We start from the raw sequence: 18,938 nt of genomic DNA, 5'->3' as shown, positions 1-18,938 counted from the left end.
CAGGAAAATGCCTTGTTTTGCGGTCGACCGCGCAACAAGGCAAATTTCAACGAGTCCCCCACGGTTGTACCGGAACGGTTGAAATGGCATTGGCCGGCGCCCCTTCGATGATCTTCCGGCTGATCGCCAGATAGATCAGCACGTTGCGTTTTTCATCGAAGGAACGGTGAATCGACGTTTCCTTGAACATCAGCGAAGTGTCTTCGCTGAACACAATTTCGTCCTTGCTCAGTTTGGCCGGCAAGCTGATCGGGCCGATCTGGCGGCAGGCCAGCGAGAACTGCGATGGGTCTTCGGCCAGACCGAAAGTGCCTTTGACGCCGCCGGTCTTGGCCTGGCTGAAGTGACAGGTGACGCCGGGGATTTTAGGATCGTCGAAGGCATAGACGCAGACACGATGGTTGGCCCCGATCAGTTTCCAGGCAGTGGTGACGCAGCCGACTTCCTCTGCCATCACGGGCAGGGCGGCAAAGAGTGCGGCGAGCAGGGCGATGCGTGATTTCATGGCATTCCTCAGGAACGGCTGGGCTTGCGGTTGTAGGCCGGGAGCAATTGGCGGATCAGGCTGTTTTCGCGCAGTTGCGCCTGGGTATTGTCGGCGATTTCGTGCCACTCGATGCGCCGCACCGAGCGAGCCAGACGCGCCTTGCGCTCGCTCGACGGATTGGCCACGAAATGGCCGAGGATGTGCTGGCGAATGTCGCGGCAGCGACCGACGTAGAGCGGCGTTTCAGGTTTTCCGAGATGCTCGCCGTAAAACAGGTAGATGCCGGGCGATTCAGGCAGTTCGTCGAGAATGCCCGGATCGATTTCGGCCGGCAGCGCCGGTGTGGCGTGCTGCAGGTCGAGCGCTGCGGCGATGGCGGCGGTGTCGCGGTCGACATGGATTTTGTGCCAGAACTGGTGAATCAGCTGGGCATCGGCCAGTGCCCGGTGACGGGCGGCCGCCACCAGGTTGTGGCGTTCGATCAGGCTGTCGAGATTGTGGCGCTTGTGTTCCGGGTAAAGGTCGCGCGATAGCTTGACGGTGCATACCGAGCTGGCGCGAAAAGTGACGTCGAGGCGCTTGAATTCGCTTTTCAGAAAACCGTAGTCGAAGCGCGCGTTGTGTGCGATGAACAGGCGGCCTTCAAGGCGGCGCAGGGTTTCGCAAGCGACATCGGCAAAGGCCGGGGCATCGGCCACCATGGCGTTGCTGATCCCGGTCAACTGCTCGATGAAGGGAGAAATGGAAATGCCCGGATTGACCAGTTGCTGCCATTCGCGCACGGTACCATCGGGATCGACTTCAACAATGCCGATTTCGGTGATACGGTCAGTGGCGGCGGTGGCGCCGGTGGTTTCCAGGTCGACGAAGGCTAAAGGGCGCATGTCCCGGATTTTCGCACGAGCGGGAAGATTTTTTTGCCTGCATGTAAGGATTCGCCGCGGATAACGACTAATCGATGGAACCTCCCGCTTTTTGCATCGTCCACCCGCAGCAGGCAAGGCACTCTTTGCGTGTCCGAAGCCATCGAAAGGCAAATCATGTTTTCGCGTCGTTTTTTTCAAGGAATGATCTTGGCTCTCTCTACCAGTTTTCTGATCGGCGGCTGTGCCGATGACAAAGTCCAGGCGACGACCGCCAAGGTTCAGCCGGCCAGCGGTCAGGTCGATTCGATTGTTCTCGGCATGGGCTGTTTCTGGGGTGCTGAAAAGCGCATGGCGGCCATTCCCGGCGTACTCGATGTCGAAAGTGGTTATGCCAATGGCGACGTGGCAGGCACCTACGATGCCGTGCTGGCCCACGAGCGACTGCTGCAGTGGGGCAAAAGCACGCAGCGCAATCACGCCGAAGTGGTCAAGGTGACTTTCGATCCGGCCAGGGTCGATCTGGAACGGGTGTTGATCCAGTTCTGGGAAAGCCATAACCCGACGCAGGGCGACCGCCAGGGCAATGATGTCGGGACCAATTACCGCAGTGCCATCTATACTCACGACGAGAATCAACGCCTTGTTGCACTGAAGACGCGCGACGCCTATCAGTCGGCCCTCAGTGCCGCGAAGCTGGGTGCCATCACGACCGAAATCGCGCCGCTGAAAGCGTATTTCACTGCCGAGGAATATCACCAGGATTACCTGCAGAAAAATCCGAACGGCTATTGCGGATTGGGTGGGACCGGCGTCAAGTATCCGGTTGCCGCGGTCGACGGCTCGAAAATCCAGTCGGTCGCTGCCAAGACCCCGCCGCTGGATGGCAAAAAACTCAATTTCGAGCGCCAGCTGGTCGTTTTCGAAGCCGAGGATTGTGCCTTCTGCCGCCAGTTCAAGGCCGATGTGCTGGATCACTGGAAGTCGCCGGTGGCCGTTGTGCGCACGCTCAGCCCCGAAGCGCCGAGCGGCTGGTCGCTGGAGAAAGCCTTGTTTGCCACGCCGACCATGGTGCTGTTCGAAAACGGCAAGGAAGTTTCCCGCTATACCGGCTTCAATGGGGAAACCGCACGCTTCTGGCAATGGCTGGGACAGCGCCTGCTGACGCCGGAGCAGCGTCGCATCGCTTTCGAACAGGGGACGGAACGCCCATTTACCGGCTCCAACCTCGATGAAAAGCGACCCGGTACCTTTGTCGATCCGGTCAGCGGCGTCGCCTTGTTCCGCAGCGATACCAAGTTTGAAAGCGGCACTGGCTGGCCGAGCTTCTTCAACCCGTTGCCCGGCGCTATCTCCGAACATGTCGATGCCAGCCACGGCATGCGCCGGGTCGAAGTGCGCAGCGCCAGCTCCGGTATTCATCTCGGCCATGTGTTCGATGACGGCCCGGCGCCGACCTACAAGCGTTACTGCATCAATGGCAATGTGCTGAAGTTCGTGCCGGACAGCGATAAATAGGGCGTTATCCGGCCGCTAGATGCTGATCCGCGAATGGCCGATGCCGCCGCCCTTGTCTACCTTGATCTGGGCTGGAATGCGCTCTTTAAGCCCCTCGACGTGACTGATCACGCCGATCATCTTGCCGCTGGCGTTCAGGGTGTCGAGTGCGTTGAGCGCCACTTCCAGCGTGTCGGCATCGAGCGTGCCGAAGCCTTCGTCGAGGAATAGCGAGTCGATCGAGGTTTTGTGGCTGACCAGGTCGGAGAGCGCCAAAGCCAGCGCCAGGCTGACCAGGAAGCTTTCGCCGCCGGACAGCGTGCGCGTATCGCGGGCGACCTCGCCTTGCCAGCTGTCGACGATGTCCAGTTCCAGTTCGCCGGTCGATTTTCGGCGCAGCAGGTAGCGGCCGTGCAGCCGGGCAAGGTGATGGTTGGCGAGGTGCAGCAGATGGTCGAGCGTCAGGCCCTGGGCGAATTTACGGAACTTGCTGCCGCTGGCCGAGCCGATCAGGCTGTCGAGCCGTTGCCAGATATCGCTTTCGGTCGTTTGCGCGGCAATTTGGGCGAATAGCGCCTGCTGGCTCTGGCGGGCCTGTTCGTCGCGGGCGAGCAGGGCACGCACGGCGCCCAGCTGTTCGCTCAGACTACGTAAATCGGTTTCGCCGGCCGCCAGTTGCTGTTCAAGCACCGGCAATTCGGAAATGGGCTGATTTTGACCGTCGACCGTGGCACTCTGCGGTGGTGCCGCCTGCAGGCGGGCCAGCTTGTCACGCGCTGCGTCGCGCAAGGCTTCGGCCTTTTGTTTGGCCTGCAGGCAGGTTTCCTTGAGTTGCGTCAGCCTTTGTTTTTCATCCGCGGCCAGCAAGGCGGCGGAGAAAGTCGCGAGATCGACAAAGGGGCTGGCTGCCAGTGCGTTCTGCCAGTTTTGCGTGGCTTCGCGCAAGGTCGTCTGCTGGCGGCTCCGGTCGCTGTCCAACTGCGTCTGGCGTCCGGCCAGTGCGGCCAGTTGCTGGCTGAGTTGTTCGATGGACTGGCTGTCTTGCTCGAGTCGGCTGATCAGTTCATCGTCGTCTGAAGTGCCGGGGATTTCCACGCCCGTCGCTGCCTGGCCATCGACAATGGCGAGCGCATCGCGTCGGTTGAGCCACTGTTCAGCCTGAGCCTGTGCCGCTTCGCTGCGGCTTTGCTGCCGGCTGATGGTTTCGGCCAGTTCCTGACGGCGGCGCTCATTTTTCTGCCATTCCTGCCACTCGCTTTCACGCATTTGCAGCCAGATCGCCGGTTGATCGGGCCGGTCGTAGCCGGCGAGCTTGAAGGCGCTGTTCAAGCCTTGGTCGAGTTCATCCAGTTCCTGCTGCTGGCTGGCCAGCGTTTTCTGGTTTTCAGCCTGCCTTGTCAGGCCATTGTTGAGAGCTTGATGTTGCAGGGCATGCTGGTTGAGCGCCGTTTGCGCAGCCTGGGCGCACTCGGTCAGCTGTTTTTCGGCCAGTTTGACGGCTTGTTCGCAATGCTCGGCGGCTTGCAGTGACTGACTCAGTGCTGCGACAAGTTGCTCGGCAGCGAGCAGGCGTGCGGCCAGCAAACTGGCATCCTGCCAATCATCGATGCCCGGTGCAGTGCCGGCCAGCGCGGTGCAGTGTCTGGTCCAGTCGCTGAGTTGCCCGGCACTTTGCTGTTCGAGCTTGAGGCGTTGCGCTTCACCTTCCTTCTGCTCGGTCTGGCTGGCGATCAGCGCATCACGTGCTTTTTGGCCGGTTTGCGTATTGGCTTCAAGCGCCGCTTCGATGTCCTTCACGGCGCGTTCGGTGGCCGAGACATCGAGCGATTGATACGCCGTAATGGCCGGATGCTCGGCCGAGCCGCACAGCGGGCAGGGCTGGCCGGGCTGCAGATGCTGGCGATGGGCTTCCAGATCGCGGATGCGACGTTCCTGCTCCAGCAGTTTCTGTTTGTCGTCGAGTTGTGATTTGAGCGATTTGTGTTGTTCGCGCAGCGCCAGCAAGGCTTTGTCCTGCGCCTCGATTTTCAGGGTCTGTTGCACCGATTGCGTCTTATGGCGGGTGAGCTGGCTTGCCAGGTCGCGGCGCTGGCCGGCGAGTTGTTCGAGCTGCCGCCAACTGCCGAGATGGTTTTGCGCGATCTGCCATTGCTGGCGCAGTTCGCCGAAATGACGCCCGGCGAGCAGCTTGTTCTGCTCGTCACGCGCTTTTTGTGCCGCAGTCTCGGCCTTGGTTTTGGCCTGATTTGCATCGTTGACCGCGACAAGCCGGGCGGCCAGTTGGCGCTCATGCTCAAGCTGCTCACCGGCCAGTTGCTGCTGCATTTTTTGTGCGCTCAGCACGTTGTTGAGCAGTGTCTGGCGTTGCTCGAACTGGCTGCGCCAGACAGCCAGTTGTTCGCCCAGCCGGGCGCGTTGCGGGTGGCGGGCGCTGAATTCGGCCAGTTGCCGGCTTTCCGTTTGCAACATGTTGAGCTGCGTGGCAGCGCGCTCGGCCAACCGTCCAGCTACGGCGCAGGCGCTGTGATGGCGGGTTTGCAGGGCGCTCTGCAATTGCTGCTGCTGTTCGCCCAGCGTCTTGAGCGATGTTTCACTTTCAGCGCATTGCCGGGCACTTTGTTGCCAGTGCAGATGCAGTGGCTTGATTGCTTCGGCTGGCTCGCTGTCGCTCAAGCGGCGGAGTTCCGGCGCGGCAGCCTCCAGTGCGTTGCCGGCCGCGCGCAGTTTTTCTTCGGCGCTCAGCATTTCCTGTGCATTCAGGGCGAGATCAAGACGCCACTGGTGCTGCTGGCGGACGAGCTGATGCTGTTGTTGTAGGGCGCTTTGTCGGGCGTCGAGGCTGATGATGTCGAGTTGCTTGCTGTTGCGTTCCTCGTCGCTCAGCAGCGCCATGCCCTCGGCCCGCGCTTTCAGTTGATCGAGCTCGGCCCGCGCATCGCGCGCCTGCTCGAAAACGCGCTTCGAAATATCGCCATAGATTTCGCTGCCGGTGAGTTCTTCGAGCAGTTCCGCCCGGTCGTTGGCGCTGGCATTGAGGAAGGCGGCAAAACCGCCTTGGGCGAGCAGCATCGACTTGGTGAAGCGAGGGAAATCGAGGCCAGTGATGTCGGCGATGCGCTTCAGCTTGTCGTTGGTCTGCGTACTGAGGATGCTGCCTTCGCCATTCGCTTCGATTCTGGCCAGTTCGACCTTGGGCGCTTGCAGCGCGCCATCGAGCCTGTCGCGCGAACGGCGCTGGCTCCAGAAGGCGCGGTAGACCGTGCCTTTGACCTCGAATTCGACCTCGGCCAGACAATCGGCGGTATGCCTTGTCATCAGGTCGTTATCGCTGGCCGAAATTTTGTCGAGCCGCGGCGTCTGGTGATAAAGCGCCAGACAGATGGCGTCGAGCAGCGTCGATTTACCAGCGCCGGTTGGGCCGGTGATGGCAAATAAACCGTTATCGGTGAAGGGCGGGCGGGTGAAATCGATGCGCCATTCACCCTTCAGCGAATTGAGGTTCTTCAGGCGCAGGGTGAGGATTTTCATAGGCCCGGCTCCTGCAGAGCCGCGACCACGCTGCGGTAACGCTCGTTGAGCGATTGCTGCATCTCGTCGCTCAGTTCTTCCTGGGCCAGACGTCGGGCAAACACATCGTCCGGGCTGAGTTCGTCCAGCCTTTCGCTTGCTGCGGCCACCAGTCTTGCGGTGGCGTTGCCGCGCTGGCGGCGGATGCGCAGCACCTCGACCGGCCAGCCTTCGGTCAGTGCTTCGATGCGCGCCGGCAGGTCGGCCAGGTAATCGTCTTCGGCAACGGTGACTTCCAGCCAGGTCGGGCGTTCGCGCGTGCCTTCTGCTGCTGCCGCACCAATCGGGCCGGACAGCGTGGCGAGGCTACCGCTGACTGCAACCAACCCCTGGAAGCGCGGCGCGAGCAGGGCGCTGACCGATTGCAGACCGCTTGCATCGAGTTCGACGAGCAGCATTTCCTTCTGCTGTTTGGCCTCATCGAAACTGAGCGGAATGGGCGAACCACTGTAGCGGATATGTTCCAGTCCGCCGACTTTCTGCGGCCGGTGAATATGGCCTAGGGCAATGTAGTCGACCGGCGGAAAGGCGCTGGTCGGGAAGGCTTCGAGCGCACCGACGTAAATTTCGCGGACCGATTCGCTGGTGCTGGCACCGACGGTCGTCAGGTGGCCGCTGGCGATGATCGGCAAGCAGATCGCCAGAGCGTCCATTTTTGCCTGCGCAGCCGCGTAGACCGCAGCATAGTGCTGCTGGATGGCCAGTTGCAGCGACAACTGTTTTTCCTCGGCACTTTGCCCGGCCTGGCTTTTAAGCAGGTCACGCGGGCGAATGAAGGGAATCGCACAGAGCAGGCAGCCCGGCTCGCCGTTGCGTTGGTTCAGCAGCAAAACCTGTTCGGCCGGATCGTCGCTGATCGTCGGGATCACGGTCGCGCCGAGCCGCGTGAGCAGGGCGCTGCTTTCGCCCAGTGTCGCCGCCGAATCATGGTTACCACCGAGCAGCACCAGCGGCACGCCGGCCGTGTGCAACCGGACAACCAACTGGCTGTACAACTCGCGGGCATAGCTTGGCGGCGTACCGGTATCGAAAATGTCGCCGGCAATCAGCACGGCATCGACCGCCTGTTCCTCAACCTGGGTCAGCAGCCAGTCGATCAGCGCCTGATGCTCGGCCTGCCGGCTCTTGCCCATGAAGTGCTGGCCGAGGTGCCAGTCGGAGGTGTGGAGAATGCGCATGTCGGGAATTGAAAACCGGAAGAGGATGGATTTTAAGCGCTGGTGCGGATCGCCTTGAGCATCCGGTCATAGAGCACTACATTCACCGTCGCTGCGAGGTTCATACAACCGTGCGTCGGGATATAAATGATGTCCTGGCACCAGTCGGTAACGCTTTTTTTCAGGCTGCCGTCTTCCGGCCCAAAAATATAAAAAGCCCGCTCCGGATGGCGGTATTCAGTCAGCGGTTTGGCATCGGGGTGAATCTCGATCGCCACCGGCGTGCAGCCAAAGGGAATCACCCCCTGCAAATCATCAACGCCGATCAGCGGCAATTGCAGATGAACCTGCTTGGTATCGGTCCGAAATTCCGCTGCTCGCTCGTAGCGTTTGCCAGTGTAGAACACCGAATTCACACCGTAACACCCCGCCGCCCGCATGATCGCCCCGACGTTTTCCGGGCCTTTCGGGTTGTATAAGCCAAGACAGGCATAGCCGGTGTAATCCTTGATAGCCTGGTTGCGGGTGAGGGTGGTCTTCATTCGGGAGATTCAACAGTGCAAACGCGGGCCGCCATTATCTTCCGGGGAGAGGCTGTTGGGGCGGGATTGTCGAACTTGAAGTCAAGCAGCCTGCAAATTTTCAAGTGAGTTTCTATCAGCTATCACCCGATTGGTAAGTGATCTGGCTCGATTCGGCCAAGAGCGGTCTTTCAAGAAATTGCCCAAACGGAGACACTCGCAGTCACTACTGACAAACACTGGCTGCATTGATATTTCATATAGTTCACGGCACGATGCGGGCATAACTACTAGTTTTCTACAGCGTCGTGATATCTAAGGATCCCAAATGGCCGACGATCAGATTGAACCCATCGCAAAGTCATCTAACCCTCTCGTTTTCATCAGTCACGATACGCGAGACGCGGAACTGGCCGAGGCATTCAGCAATCTCTTGAAGAGTGTCAGTGCAGGTGTCTTGAAGTCATTCCGAACGTCCGATCGACGTGGAAATCAAGGGATTGAGTACGGCGTCGAGTGGTATCCGGAGATCATCAAGAATATTCAGGGCGCCTCCGACGTCGTGTGTCTTTTGACCAAGCGAAGCGTTGATCGACCATGGATACTTTTCGAGGCTGGTATGGCCAAGGGAAAGCTAGACACGCCTATCCTTGGTGTGGCGTTAGGAATTGAACTAAAAGAAGCATCCTCCGGGCCATTCGCGCAGTTTCAGAATTGCAGCGATGACGAGGATTCCCTAACAAAACTCGTCTTTCAACTGGTAAATCGAATTCCAAACTCTGAGCCAGATAAGGACACAATCAAGTTTCAGGTCGGGAAGTTTAAGCAGGCGGCCGGAGAAATTCTCAAGAAACTAGACGGGTCAGGGGCATCTGAAAGCGGCAAGAAGTCCACGGCACACGTGAAGGAGATTGAGAACTCATCTGCCAAATTGTTCGAAGAAATAAAGATCATGTTCCAAGATTTGCCCTCTAGGATTGAGCGCGCAAATCCGCCAGAAGGGAGAAGAAGAAAGCGGCGACTTCCCCCGGGAATGCTGGACGAAATGATGCATTTCTCGAAGAACCCTAAGATCGGATTGAAGTTTGCTCTCAGTCTTTATCGAGAAAAGATGCCATGGGTCTACGACGAAGGGATCGCGTTGCTTAACCGGTTGGAAGCATCGAAAACTCCGTCAACCACTAAACGAGTTCTACACGAATTTGAGGAACTGCTAATGGTCAGCACGCGCAATCAATTCGTTGAGGAGTTCTTGGCCGAGGACAAGGATGAGTTCATCATCTTCATAGAGCTACCTAGAATAATTCTGCGAAACCTTGAGCGTCTGGTGCTATGAAAAGGTATAACCCTTTGCTCAACTGGACCTGCGCGAAAAGCAGCGCAGGTCGGTTAGCTCCGCGTTCCTGAGCGTCGGCTTTCCAAACGGGCCTATGTCCGCAAAGGGCACACTGCTGCTGTTCTGCTTTGGCTGGTCAAGTTGCCAATTTTGTCCGGTGAGATCGAGCGGTTTAGTGGTCAATTCAGCATGACTCTGCGAGCAGGTGATGTAAGCGTCACCCAATCTTCCAGGGGTACTTCCTATCCTTCGTTTGCTACAGAAAGAAGTCACCTAGTCATTTCTTCAAGCGCACTAGCCATGGCTATGTACTTGCTTCACCGTTTAGCTCTCTGTAACTGGCTCATGCTTGTTCGATAATCCACTGGCTTGAGGGAAGTAACTAAGCGGTTCGAATTATTGGCCGCAAGCCCGGAAGACTCTTCAGGCAGTTGAACTCAGGTCTTCAGGTCACGTTGAGCAGGTTAAAAACTCTCGCTGAGGGAACTGGAACGGCCTGAGGCGATTTTGCGATCTGGTGATTTTGACTAATCAGCTGATGACTTACTGCGGCATGGCGAACTACGCCTGTTGCTGCAAAGCGTGTTGCCTTAGTAGGCGATTTTGATCGTAATCCGATTTTCCCCCGGCTTGAGATCGAACGCGCTCTCCGAGAATTTAGGCGGTCCCATGACGACCGGATTGTTCGACAAGCCGTAACCCTCTGTGGGAAACATGCCGAAGCGAAGATTGAGTTTTTGGTCATTGTTGGCGTCGTGATAAACCATCACTGCATAGCGGCCTGGGGCCAGGCCATCGAGGCTGAGCGTGATGTTTCCTGCACGGGCCGGCAGGGATACGACTTTTAATGCCTTCTCTTCTTTCCTGAAGCTCTCCGGGTCGCTGTAGATCGAAGCGCGAATCTGGCCGCTGTCATCACGCACATTCTCAAGCTCGACGAGCAGCTTGCCGCTATCGGCAATCACGCTCCCAGTTCCCAGCAGGCAGGCCAGCAAAAACGCCCCGATCGGCCAGCGTGATGGCGCAGTTGTAGTATTTCTTATTTTCATTTGAGCTTGTTTCATGTTCATCAGCGCCAATGATCTGACGTGTATCGGAGAGATGTCGAGGCAGTGGAGGTTTTTGCTTTCGCTCGAATAGCGTAAGCACACCCAACACCTTGGCGAAGTAGTTCGCTTCCAGCGGTAATGCTTGCGCTTGGTATCAAGGTGATTTTGCCCCGGCTTTTATTCCGTCGGGCAAATCGACCAGAACGACCTTTTCTTGCGCCGGATGGGTTTTGGCAAATTGCCGGATGCGTTCGATGCGGGCTTCGGTACCGGGATGGGTGTTGAACAGGGCGGGGCTGCTGGCGCTCGATTCTTGTCTGGCGACTTGTTCGAAGAAACCCGTCGCACCCTCGACGTGGCCGTAAAGCCGATAGAGCGCTTCAAGTGCGTCGGCATCGGCTTCTTCTTCCTGGCCGCGACTGAAGGAGAGAACCGGCAACATGCCGAGGCCGCCGACCCATTGCTCCATCAGGCCGTCACCCAGCCCGGAGAGACTGCTCAGGGTCAGCGCGACGGCGAAGCCGCGGCCGATGGCGACAATCGGGTGGCGGTTGCGGACATGGGCAATTTCGTGGGCAACGACCATGGCTAGCGCATTTTCATCCGGCAGGCTGTCGATCAGCCCCTGAAACACGATGATGTGGCCGCCCAGTGTCGCCATTGCATTGACTGTGTCGGATGAGGCGTAATGCACCGTGATGCTCATGCCGGGCGGCAGCTTCATGACTGCACCAAGGCGGTCGGCCAGGTTTTGCAGATAGGCTTGCCGTTGCTGGTCAAGCTGGTTGCCGGCAGTTGTCGGCCAGCGGGTGGCCAGGCTTTCGGCCAATGCTTTTTCCTGGGGGAACGGAATATGGCGGGCAAATTGGCCGGCCAGCAGCGAGACGACCAGTGTGACGACGAGAATCAGCCCCGATATGCCGGCGACCAGCAGCGCAAACTCTCGCAAGGGGTGGCTGGGTGAAACGTTGATCCCTTCCGGGACGGGGCGATTCTCGTAATCGGCCATGGATTTAGCGCGGGGTCACTGCCGTGCCGTAGGCGACGACCTCGACCGCACCTATCCCCTGTGCCGCATTTTTGCTGATCGATGCGGTTTCAAGACGAATGTTCCAGACGCTGGTTGCACCGCGCGCCCGGGCTTCGGCTTTCATGCGCAGGATGGCTTCCCGTCGGGCCCGTTCGAGCAAGGACTCGTAAGCACTGACCCGGCCGCCGATGAAATTACGCAGGTTGGCGACGAAACGTTTGAAAAAATCGACCGAGATGACGACGCTGCCAGAAACCAGAGCGGCATCGATCGGCCCTTGCTCAGGAATTTTTCTCTCGCTGAAGCAGAGAATGTCGCGCAGCTCCTGCTCACGCTGAATGATGCTGCGAAAGTGCCGTTTTTCGGCGATCTGCCCGAAGATGAAACCGAGCAGCAGCATGACGCCAAATAAAATCAGATCGTACATCGCTTAATCCACTACAACGGCCGTGCCGTAGGCGAACAATTCGGCCGCACCGACGGCAACGGACGAGGTTGAAAAGCGGACATTGACCACGGCATTGGCACCGATGGCCGTGGCTTGGGCCAGCATGCGCTCAACGGCTTCTTCGCGCGATTCGGTGAGCAGTTCGGTGTAGCCCTTCAATTCGCCGCCGAAAATGTTTTTCAGGCCAGCCATCAGGTCGCGTCCGGCGTGTTTCGAGCGAACGGTGTTGCCGCTGACCATGCCGAGGTGCTTGATGATGTTTTTGCCGGGAACGGTTTCGATATTGGTGACGATCATGGAGTGGCCTTTTAACTTTGAATGTGAGGGTGATGATGCGTGCAGGCCGCATATCGCCGGTCATTTTATGCGTCTGTTGTTATTTGAAAAGCATTTTCGCCAACGGGGACTCAAGTCCCGCAAAAAGTCTGATAACCGGCGGTGACTTCGGCCGGCGCCGGTTCGGCATAGAGCGCGTCGGCCGGGTGTTCGTCGAATGGTTCGGCCAGTACGCCGAGCAGGCGTTCGAAAGGGGTGAGGTCGCCGCGGTCGACGGCTGCTTCGAGGGCATTTTCAACCAGGTGGTTGCGGGCGATGTAGCAGGGATTGGCCTGCTTCAGGGTTGCGAGTTGGGCCGGGCTGCGCTGTGGTTGGCGGGTCAGCCAGCGGGTTTGCCATTCAGCGTAGCGGCTGTTCTGGCCGAGCAGTTGCCTGATCGCTGCATCGCTGCCGTTGGCGGCGTTGAACAGGGCGCGGAAAGCGTTGGTGAAATCGGCTTGCTGTTGTTGCAGCAGTTCGAGGAAATCGCTTGCCAGCGCACGGTCGACCGTGGCATCGCCTTCAGTGTCGAGACCGAGCTTGTCGCGCATGACCTTGAGCCAATGTCGGGCGTGCCGCTCGGGGAAGGCTTCGATTTCTGCCACGGCCAGGCGCATGGCTTGTTCTTCATTCGGGTCGATCAGTGGCAGCAGGCATTCGGCCAGCCGGGCGAGGTTCCACTGGGCGATGTCGGCTTGCTGGTCGTAGGCGTAGCGGCCATGGCGATCGATCGAGCTGAATACGGTGGCCGGGTCGTAGGCTTCCATGAAAGCGCAGGGGCCGTAGTCGATGGTTTCCCCGGAGAGAGTCATGTTGTCGGTATTCATCACGCCATGAATGAAGCCGACGCCGAGCCAGCGGGCAACCAGTTCGGCCTGGCGTTCGGCGACTGCTTCGAGCAGCCCGAGATAGGGGCGCTCGGTGCCGGTCAGCTGCGGGTCGTGGCGCTCGATGACATAGTCGGCCAATTGCCGGACTTTTTCAGGGCCGTGGTGAGCGGCGAAGAATTCGAAGGTGCCAACCCGCACATGGCTGGCGGCGATACGGGTGAGCAGTGCGCCGGGCAGGGCGCGTTCGCGGCGCACCATGTCGCCTGTGGCAACGACGGCCAGCGCCCGCGTAGTCGGGATACCCAGGCTCGCCATTGCTTCGCCGACGATGTATTCCCGCAGTGCCGGTCCGAGCGCGCATTTGCCGTCGCCGTTGCGCGAAAACGGGGTGCGGCCCGATCCCTTGAAGGCAATGTCGCGGCGCTTGCCATGGCAGTCGATCACCTCTCCGAGCAGCAAGGCTCGACCGTCGCCGAGGCGGGGTGAAAAACCGCCGAACTGGTGGCCGGCATAAGCCTGCGCCAAGGGATCTGCCCCGATGGGCAGCAGGTTGCCGGCCAGCACGGCGATGCCTTGTGGGCTGGCCAGTTGATCGGCATCGGCGCGTAACTCTTCGGCCAGTTGCCGATTGAGGCGTATCAGTTGCGGCTTGGGGGCTGTTTCCGGGAGGCAGCGACGATAAAAGCCGTCGAGCTGACGGGCGTAGCTGTTGTCGAAATCGAACAGGGTGGGGCTGCCGGGGGCGTTGTGGATGGACATGTTTTTTCGGGGCTGGGCTGGCCGGGCATGCGGCGCCAGCCGGAGTGCGGGCAGCCGATGGGCGTCGGATTCGACTGACGCCACCGGCGATGGTTCCGGAAATCCGCGCTGGTGCAGGTTTTAGCGGCAGCGCCCGCCGTGCATCCGGCTGAATCCGAGGCCGCTGCTGTCGCTGCTGCCGGGCTGAATGCAGATGGTGACGCCGAGCGAACGGGCGGCTTTGTCGATGTCCGGCGGGAAGGGCGAAAACGGCACCGAGCGCTCGATGACCGACTTGATGTAGGCAATTTCATCGGCTTGGTCGCCGGCATTGAGTACGACGAAGGATTTCAGCGAGCCGTCCGGATTGAGCCTGAATTGCACCGAGGCCGGGCGTATGCCCTTGCTGCGCGGATCGTTGCGGACATAGGCGGCGCTGCGGTTGAGACGTCGCACCAGGCCATCCATATACATTTCCAGGCTGAAAGGATCGGCCGGCGGACCGTTCGGTCGACGTTCCAGCATGGCTTCGCCGGCCTCATCCTGCGCCGCCAGTTGGCGAGCCTGCTCACGGGCCATGGCCAGCGAGCGCTGTGCTAGCGTGGGTTTTGGGGCGGCTCTGGCTTGCTGGTCGATTTCGTTGAGAAAGCTGTCCATCTCCGCTTTTTGGGCGGCGGTCCAGGTCGGTGTTGCGGTGTTGCCGGGCTTGTTTGTGCTCAGGACACGGGGGCGTGGCGTGTTTTTGCTGTTTTTGGCCGGTGTTGCCGCTTTCTTTTCAGGAGGTGCGGCACTTGTTTCGCTGGCGGTCGGTTGGGCTGGCGGCGCCAGGCTGGCTTCCAGACGCAATGCGCCGGCCGGACTGCTGGGCGGGGCGGTGTGGACTGCGAACAAAAGCAGCAAGTGAATCACCAGGGAAACGGCAAATGCCCGGTGCAGGGCGCGCTGTTCGGGTGATGTATCGGAAATCGGCATCGGCGGGATTTTAAGCGCAGCAGGGCGGGCTGATGCACCGGGAAATTGGTGGTTCAAGGTAAATAATCGAAAATATTGCTCGGATCGCGTGACAAAACCGGTTCGTGCTTGCCAGCCGAAGCGCGGCTACTCCAGCCTCAGGTATAATGCCGGCCTTCCCGCCTAACACTGAAATCACTCTCAATGGCCGACATTCTTTGCCTCAAGGGCGACGCCGCCTTTTCCGCCTTCCGTCTGCAACGCCTGCAAGCCCGCCTGGTCGCGGCCGTGTCGGACATCGAATCGGTGGTCGCCGATTACTGGCACGTTTCCGCGCTGAAGCGGACGTTGACCGCGGAAGAGCGCGCCAAGCTGGCGACGCTGCTGGAAGAAAAGGCTGCCGGTGCCGAGGCGGGGGAACTGTTCCTGGTCGCGCCGCGCATCGGCACCATTTCGCCGTGGTCGTCGAAGGCGACCGACATCGCCTGGAACTGCGATCTGGACGCCATCGAGCGCATCGAGCGCGTCGTTGCTTTCCATGTGGTTTTGCAGAAAAACCGGGTGTTGACCGCCGCAGAGAAGAAAACCGTCGCCGGTCTGCTGCATGACCGCATGACCGAATCGGTGCTGCCCGGCTTCGACGCCGCCGGCGAATTGTTCCGCCATTTCGAGCCGAAGCCGCTGAATACGGTCGACGTGCTCCAGGGCGGCAAAACCGCGCTGGTTGAAGCCAACGGCTCGCTCGGCCTGGCGCTGTCCGACGACGAAGTCGATTACCTGCTCGACGTGTTCACCAAGGCCGGCCGCAATCCGACCGACGTCGAACTGATGATGTTCGCCCAGGCCAATTCCGAACACTGCCGCCACAAGATTTTCAACGCGTCGTGGGTGATCGACGGCGAGAAGAAGGACAAGACGCTGTTCGGCATGATCCGCGAAACGCATGCCGCCGCCCCGCAAGGCACGATCATGGCCTACGCCGACAACGCCTCGATCATTGAAGGCGCCACCATCCAGCGCTTCTACCCGGATGCCGACCGCGGCTATTCCTACAAGGAAGAGCTGACCCACATCCTGACCAAGGTCGAGACGCACAACCACCCGACGGCTATTTCGCCGTTCCCGGGTGCATCGACCGGTTCCGGCGGCGAAATCCGCGACGAAGGCGCCACCGGCAAGGGTTCCAAGCCGAAGGCCGGCCTCTGCGGTTTCTCGGTTTCCAACCTGAATCTGCCGGATGCGCCGCAGCCCTGGGAACACGCCTACGGCCGCCCGTCGCGCATCGCTTCGGCCCTCGACATCATGCTCGAAGGCCCGATCGGTGCCGCCGCCTTCAACAACGAATTCGGCCGCCCGAACCTGACCGGCTATTTCCGCACCTACGAGCAGGACGTCGCCGGCACGGTGCGCGGTTACCACAAGCCGATCATGATCGCCGGCGGTCTGGGTTCCATCCAGGCCGAGCAGTCGTTCAAGGAAGAAACCTTCCCGGTCGGCACCAAGTTCATCCAGCTCGGCGGCCCCGGCATGCTGATCGGTCTGGGCGGCGGCGCCGCCTCGTCGATGACGGCCGGTGCCAATGCCGAAGATCTCGATTTCGCCTCGGTGCAGCGTGGCAACCCGGAAATCCAGCGCCGTGCGCAGGAAGTCATCGACCGCTGCTGGCAGATGGGCAAGAACAATCCGATTCTGTCGGTGCATGACGTCGGTGCCGGTGGCGTCTCCAACGCCCTGCCGGAACTGGCCCATTCGGGCGGCGTCGGCGCCATTTTCGATCTGCGCAAGGTGCCGACCGAAGAGCCGGGCATGTCGCCGGCCGAAATCTGGTCCAACGAATCGCAGGAGCGTTACGTGCTGGCCATTCCGCCGAACCGCATCGCCGAATTCCAGGCCATGTGCGAGCGTGAGCGCTGCCCGTTTGCCGTGGTCGGCGAAGCGACCGGCGACGGCCACCTGACGGTGACCGATGCCCATTTCGGCGTCAATCCGGTCGACATGGAAATGGAAGCCCTTTTGGGCAAGCCGCCGCGCATGACGCGCGACGTGACGCACCAGCCGGAAACTTTCGTCTCCTTCGACGCCGCCTCCATCGAACTCAAGGACGCCGCCTATCGCCTGATGCGTCTGCCGACCATCGCCGACAAGACCTTCCTGATCTCGATCGGCGACCGCTCCGTTGGCGGCATGACGGCGCGCGACCAGATGGTCGGCCCGTGGCAGGTGCCGGTGGCTGACGTTGCTGTCACCACCATGGGTTACCAGGGTTACCTCGGCGAAGCCTTCGCGATGGGCGAGCGCACGCCGCTCGCCGTGTTCGATGCGCCGGCTTCCGGCCGCATGGCGATCGGCGAGGCGCTGACCAACCTGGCCGCCGCCGATGTCGGCGCCCTGGCCAAGGTCAAGCTGTCGGCCAACTGGATGGCGCCGTGCGGCGTCGCCGGTGAGGATGCCCGCCTGTTCGACACCGTCGAGGCCGTGTCCGACCTGTGCAAGGCGATTGGTGTGTCGATCCCGGTCGGCAAGGATTCGCTGTCGATGCGCACCGCCTGGGAAGATCAGGGCGTCAAGAAACAGGTCGTCTCGCCGCTGTCGCTGGTGGTGACCTCTTTCGCCGCGGTCGACGACGTGCGCAAGACGAAAACGCCGCAACTGGCCGTCGATCAGGGCGAAACCGAACTGCTGCTGCTCGATCTCGGCCAGAACCGCCTCGGCGGCTCCTGCCTGGCGCAGGTGTACAACGCCACCGGCAGCGATGCGCCGGATGTCGACGAGCCGGCCAAGCTCAAGGGCCTGTTCGATGCCGTGCAAAAACTCAATCGCGACGGCCTGCTGCTCGCCTACCACGACCGTTCGGACGGCGGCCTGTTCGTCGCTGCCTGCGAAATGGCATTCGCCACGCGCCGCGGCGTGTCGCTCGATCTCGACGGCATCTGCTACGACGCCGGTGCCGGCGATGTCGATGGTTCGGAAAAGCTGACCAACCTGCTGGCCGGCCGTGATTTCGAGAACATCGTGCGCGCGCTGTTCAACGAAGAACTCGGCGCCCTGATCCAGATTCGCCGCGCCGACCGCGAAAAGGTCACGCCGATTCTGCGCGCCTGTGGTGTGCCCTACCACTTCGTCGGCACGATGAACGAGTGGGACGAAATCCGCGTCACCCGCAACGCCAAGCGCGTGCTGCGCGAGAAGCGTGTCGACCTGCAGCGTGCCTGGTCCGAGACCAGCTACCAGATGCAGGCCATGCGCGACAACCCGAGCTGCGCGCAGCAGGAATTCGATCGCATCCTCGACGTCGCCGATCCCGGCCTGACGCCGAAGCTGACCTTTGATCCGCAGGACGATTTCACCAAGGTTTATCAGGACGTCAGCGGCCGCCCGCGCGTCGCCATCCTGCGCGAGCAGGGCGTCAACAGCCATTACGAAATGGCCGCCGCTTTCGACCGTGCCGGTTTCGCCTCGGTCGACGTGCATATGAGCGACATTTTGGCCGGCCGCGTCAGCCTCAAGGACTTCAAGGGCCTCGTCGCCTGCGGCGGTTTCTCGTACGGTGACGTGCTCGGTGCTGGTCTCGGCTGGGCGCGGACCATCCTGATGCACGATGGTTGCCGCGACGAGTTCGCCGCTTTCTTCAGCCGCAAGGACACCTTTGCTCTCGGCGTCTGCAACGGTTGCCAGATGATGAGCGCGCTCAAGTCCATCATCCCGGGTGCCGAACACTGGCCGGCTTTCCGCCGCAACAAGGTCGAGCAGTTCGAAGCGCGTTTCGTGATGACCGAAATCCTCGATTCGCCGTCGATCTTCTTTGCCGGCATGGAAGGCTCGCAAGTACCCATCGTCGTCTCGCACGGCGAAGGCCGCGCTGTCTTCGACAATGCCGACGACCAGAGCAAGGTGCTTTCCGCCGTGCGCTACGTCGACAACAAGGGCGAGCCGACCGAAGTCTATCCGTACAACCCGAACGGCTCGCCGAACGGTTTGACCGCGGTGACCACGGCCGATGGCCGTTTCACGATCATGATGCCGCACCCGGAACGCGTTTTCCGCACGGTGCAGATGTCCTGGCACCCGGAAAACTGGCTTGAAGGTGAAGGGGATTCGCCGTGGCTGCGCATGTTCCGCAACGCGCGGCGCTGGGTCGGTTAAGTCATT

The 18,938-nt window shown here is 60.4% G+C and carries 14 protein-coding genes; 3 read left to right on the top strand and 11 right to left on the bottom strand.

The annotated features are described in order from the left end of the window. Positions 1–46: 46 nt before the first annotated feature. Positions 47–505: a CreA family protein gene (locus GBK02_RS10915; protein ID WP_203466699.1), complete on the bottom strand. Its 459-nt coding sequence runs from the start codon at positions 503–505 to the stop codon at positions 47–49. A gap of 8 nt (positions 506–513) precedes the next feature. Next, positions 514–1,371, bottom strand: coding sequence for an exonuclease domain-containing protein (locus GBK02_RS10910; RefSeq protein WP_203466698.1), 858 nt, complete (start codon positions 1,369–1,371; stop codon positions 514–516). A gap of 189 nt (positions 1,372–1,560) precedes the next feature. Between GBK02_RS10910 and msrA the strand changes: the two genes are divergently transcribed. Then, on the top strand, positions 1,561–2,868 hold the full coding sequence (gene msrA / locus GBK02_RS10905; RefSeq protein WP_203466697.1) for a peptide-methionine (S)-S-oxide reductase MsrA: 1,308 nt from the start codon (positions 1,561–1,563) through the stop codon (positions 2,866–2,868). Between the two features lie 15 nt (positions 2,869–2,883). Here the strand turns inward: msrA and GBK02_RS10900 are convergent, their stop codons facing one another. The 3 genes from GBK02_RS10900 to GBK02_RS10890 are packed head-to-tail and all read right to left on the bottom strand — an operon-like array spanning position 2,884 to position 8,113. Further along, a complete protein-coding gene (locus tag GBK02_RS10900; RefSeq protein WP_203466696.1) occupies positions 2,884–6,375 on the bottom strand; it encodes an AAA family ATPase in 3,492 nt (1,163 codons plus the stop codon). Beyond that, positions 6,372–7,592, bottom strand: a complete 1,221-nt coding sequence (gene sbcD / locus GBK02_RS10895; protein WP_203466695.1) for an exonuclease subunit SbcD — start codon at positions 7,590–7,592, stop codon at positions 6,372–6,374. The genes GBK02_RS10900 and sbcD overlap by 4 nt, the downstream gene beginning before the upstream one ends. 32 nt (positions 7,593–7,624) lie before the next feature. After that, on the bottom strand, positions 7,625–8,113 hold the full coding sequence (locus GBK02_RS10890; protein WP_203466694.1) for an RNA methyltransferase: 489 nt from the start codon (positions 8,111–8,113) through the stop codon (positions 7,625–7,627). A gap of 307 nt (positions 8,114–8,420) precedes the next feature. Here GBK02_RS10890 and GBK02_RS10885 point away from each other — a divergent pair, with 307 nt between their 5' ends. Then, positions 8,421–9,428, top strand: a complete 1,008-nt coding sequence (locus GBK02_RS10885; protein WP_203466693.1) for a toll/interleukin-1 receptor domain-containing protein — start codon at positions 8,421–8,423, stop codon at positions 9,426–9,428. A gap of 590 nt (positions 9,429–10,018) precedes the next feature. On the opposite strand, the gene GBK02_RS10880 is transcribed toward GBK02_RS10885, so the two are convergent. The 6 genes from GBK02_RS10880 to GBK02_RS10855 form a co-directional block, all read right to left on the bottom strand. Further along, positions 10,019–10,492 (bottom strand): DUF2141 domain-containing protein, encoded by a 474-nt coding sequence (locus GBK02_RS10880; RefSeq protein ID WP_239002979.1) that lies wholly within the window; start codon positions 10,490–10,492, stop codon positions 10,019–10,021. Between the two features lie 139 nt (positions 10,493–10,631). Next, complete coding sequence (locus GBK02_RS10875) at positions 10,632–11,486, bottom strand: M48 family metallopeptidase (RefSeq protein ID WP_203466692.1); 855 nt, start codon at positions 11,484–11,486, stop codon at positions 10,632–10,634. 4 nt (positions 11,487–11,490) lie between these two features. After that, positions 11,491–11,934 carry a YbjQ family protein gene (locus tag GBK02_RS10870; RefSeq protein WP_203466691.1) on the bottom strand — a complete coding sequence of 148 codons (444 nt, stop codon included), beginning with the start codon at positions 11,932–11,934 and terminating at the stop codon, positions 11,491–11,493. A gap of 3 nt (positions 11,935–11,937) precedes the next feature. Next, entirely contained in the window at positions 11,938–12,252 is a 315-nt protein-coding gene (locus GBK02_RS10865) for a YbjQ family protein (RefSeq protein WP_203466690.1), read from the bottom strand. Positions 12,253–12,362: 110 nt separating this feature from the next. Then, a complete protein-coding gene (locus GBK02_RS10860) occupies positions 12,363–13,859 on the bottom strand; it encodes a YdiU family protein (protein ID WP_203466689.1) in 1,497 nt (498 codons plus the stop codon). 120 nt (positions 13,860–13,979) lie between these two features. Continuing rightward, positions 13,980–14,867 (bottom strand): hypothetical protein, encoded by an 888-nt coding sequence (locus GBK02_RS10855; protein WP_239002977.1) that lies wholly within the window; start codon positions 14,865–14,867, stop codon positions 13,980–13,982. Positions 14,868–14,993: 126 nt separating this feature from the next. Here GBK02_RS10855 and purL point away from each other — a divergent pair, with 126 nt between their 5' ends. Further along, positions 14,994–18,932, top strand: coding sequence for a phosphoribosylformylglycinamidine synthase (purL, locus tag GBK02_RS10850; protein ID WP_203466688.1), 3,939 nt, complete (start codon positions 14,994–14,996; stop codon positions 18,930–18,932). Positions 18,933–18,938 lie beyond the last annotated feature (6 nt).

Origin of the sequence: Dechloromonas sp. TW-R-39-2 (assembly GCF_016864195.1) — a bacterium.
GTDB lineage: Bacteria > Pseudomonadota > Gammaproteobacteria > Burkholderiales > Rhodocyclaceae > Azonexus.
This window is presented reverse-complemented; position numbering and strand designations above follow the sequence as displayed.

Excerpts from the sequence above, each read along its gene's own strand:
- GBK02_RS10915 (WP_203466699.1), bottom strand. The coding sequence starts at position 505 with ATGAAATCACGCATCGCCCTGCTCGCCGCACTCTTTGCCGCCCTGCCC.
- GBK02_RS10865 (WP_203466690.1), bottom strand. The coding sequence starts at position 12,252 with ATGATCGTCACCAATATCGAAACCGTTCCCGGCAAAAACATCATCAAG.
- GBK02_RS10890 (WP_203466694.1), bottom strand. The coding sequence starts at position 8,113 with ATGAAGACCACCCTCACCCGCAACCAGGCTATCAAGGATTACACCGGC.
- GBK02_RS10880 (WP_239002979.1), bottom strand. The coding sequence starts at position 10,492 with ATGAAACAAGCTCAAATGAAAATAAGAAATACTACAACTGCGCCATCA.
- GBK02_RS10900 (WP_203466696.1), bottom strand. The coding sequence starts at position 6,375 with ATGAAAATCCTCACCCTGCGCCTGAAGAACCTCAATTCGCTGAAGGGT.
- purL (WP_203466688.1), top strand. The coding sequence starts at position 14,994 with ATGGCCGACATTCTTTGCCTCAAGGGCGACGCCGCCTTTTCCGCCTTC.
- GBK02_RS10875 (WP_203466692.1), bottom strand. The coding sequence starts at position 11,486 with ATGGCCGATTACGAGAATCGCCCCGTCCCGGAAGGGATCAACGTTTCA.
- GBK02_RS10910 (WP_203466698.1), bottom strand. The coding sequence starts at position 1,371 with ATGCGCCCTTTAGCCTTCGTCGACCTGGAAACCACCGGCGCCACCGCC.
- GBK02_RS10860 (WP_203466689.1), bottom strand. The coding sequence starts at position 13,859 with ATGTCCATCCACAACGCCCCCGGCAGCCCCACCCTGTTCGATTTCGAC.
- GBK02_RS10885 (WP_203466693.1), top strand. The coding sequence starts at position 8,421 with ATGGCCGACGATCAGATTGAACCCATCGCAAAGTCATCTAACCCTCTC.
- sbcD (WP_203466695.1), bottom strand. The coding sequence starts at position 7,592 with ATGCGCATTCTCCACACCTCCGACTGGCACCTCGGCCAGCACTTCATG.
- GBK02_RS10870 (WP_203466691.1), bottom strand. The coding sequence starts at position 11,934 with ATGTACGATCTGATTTTATTTGGCGTCATGCTGCTGCTCGGTTTCATC.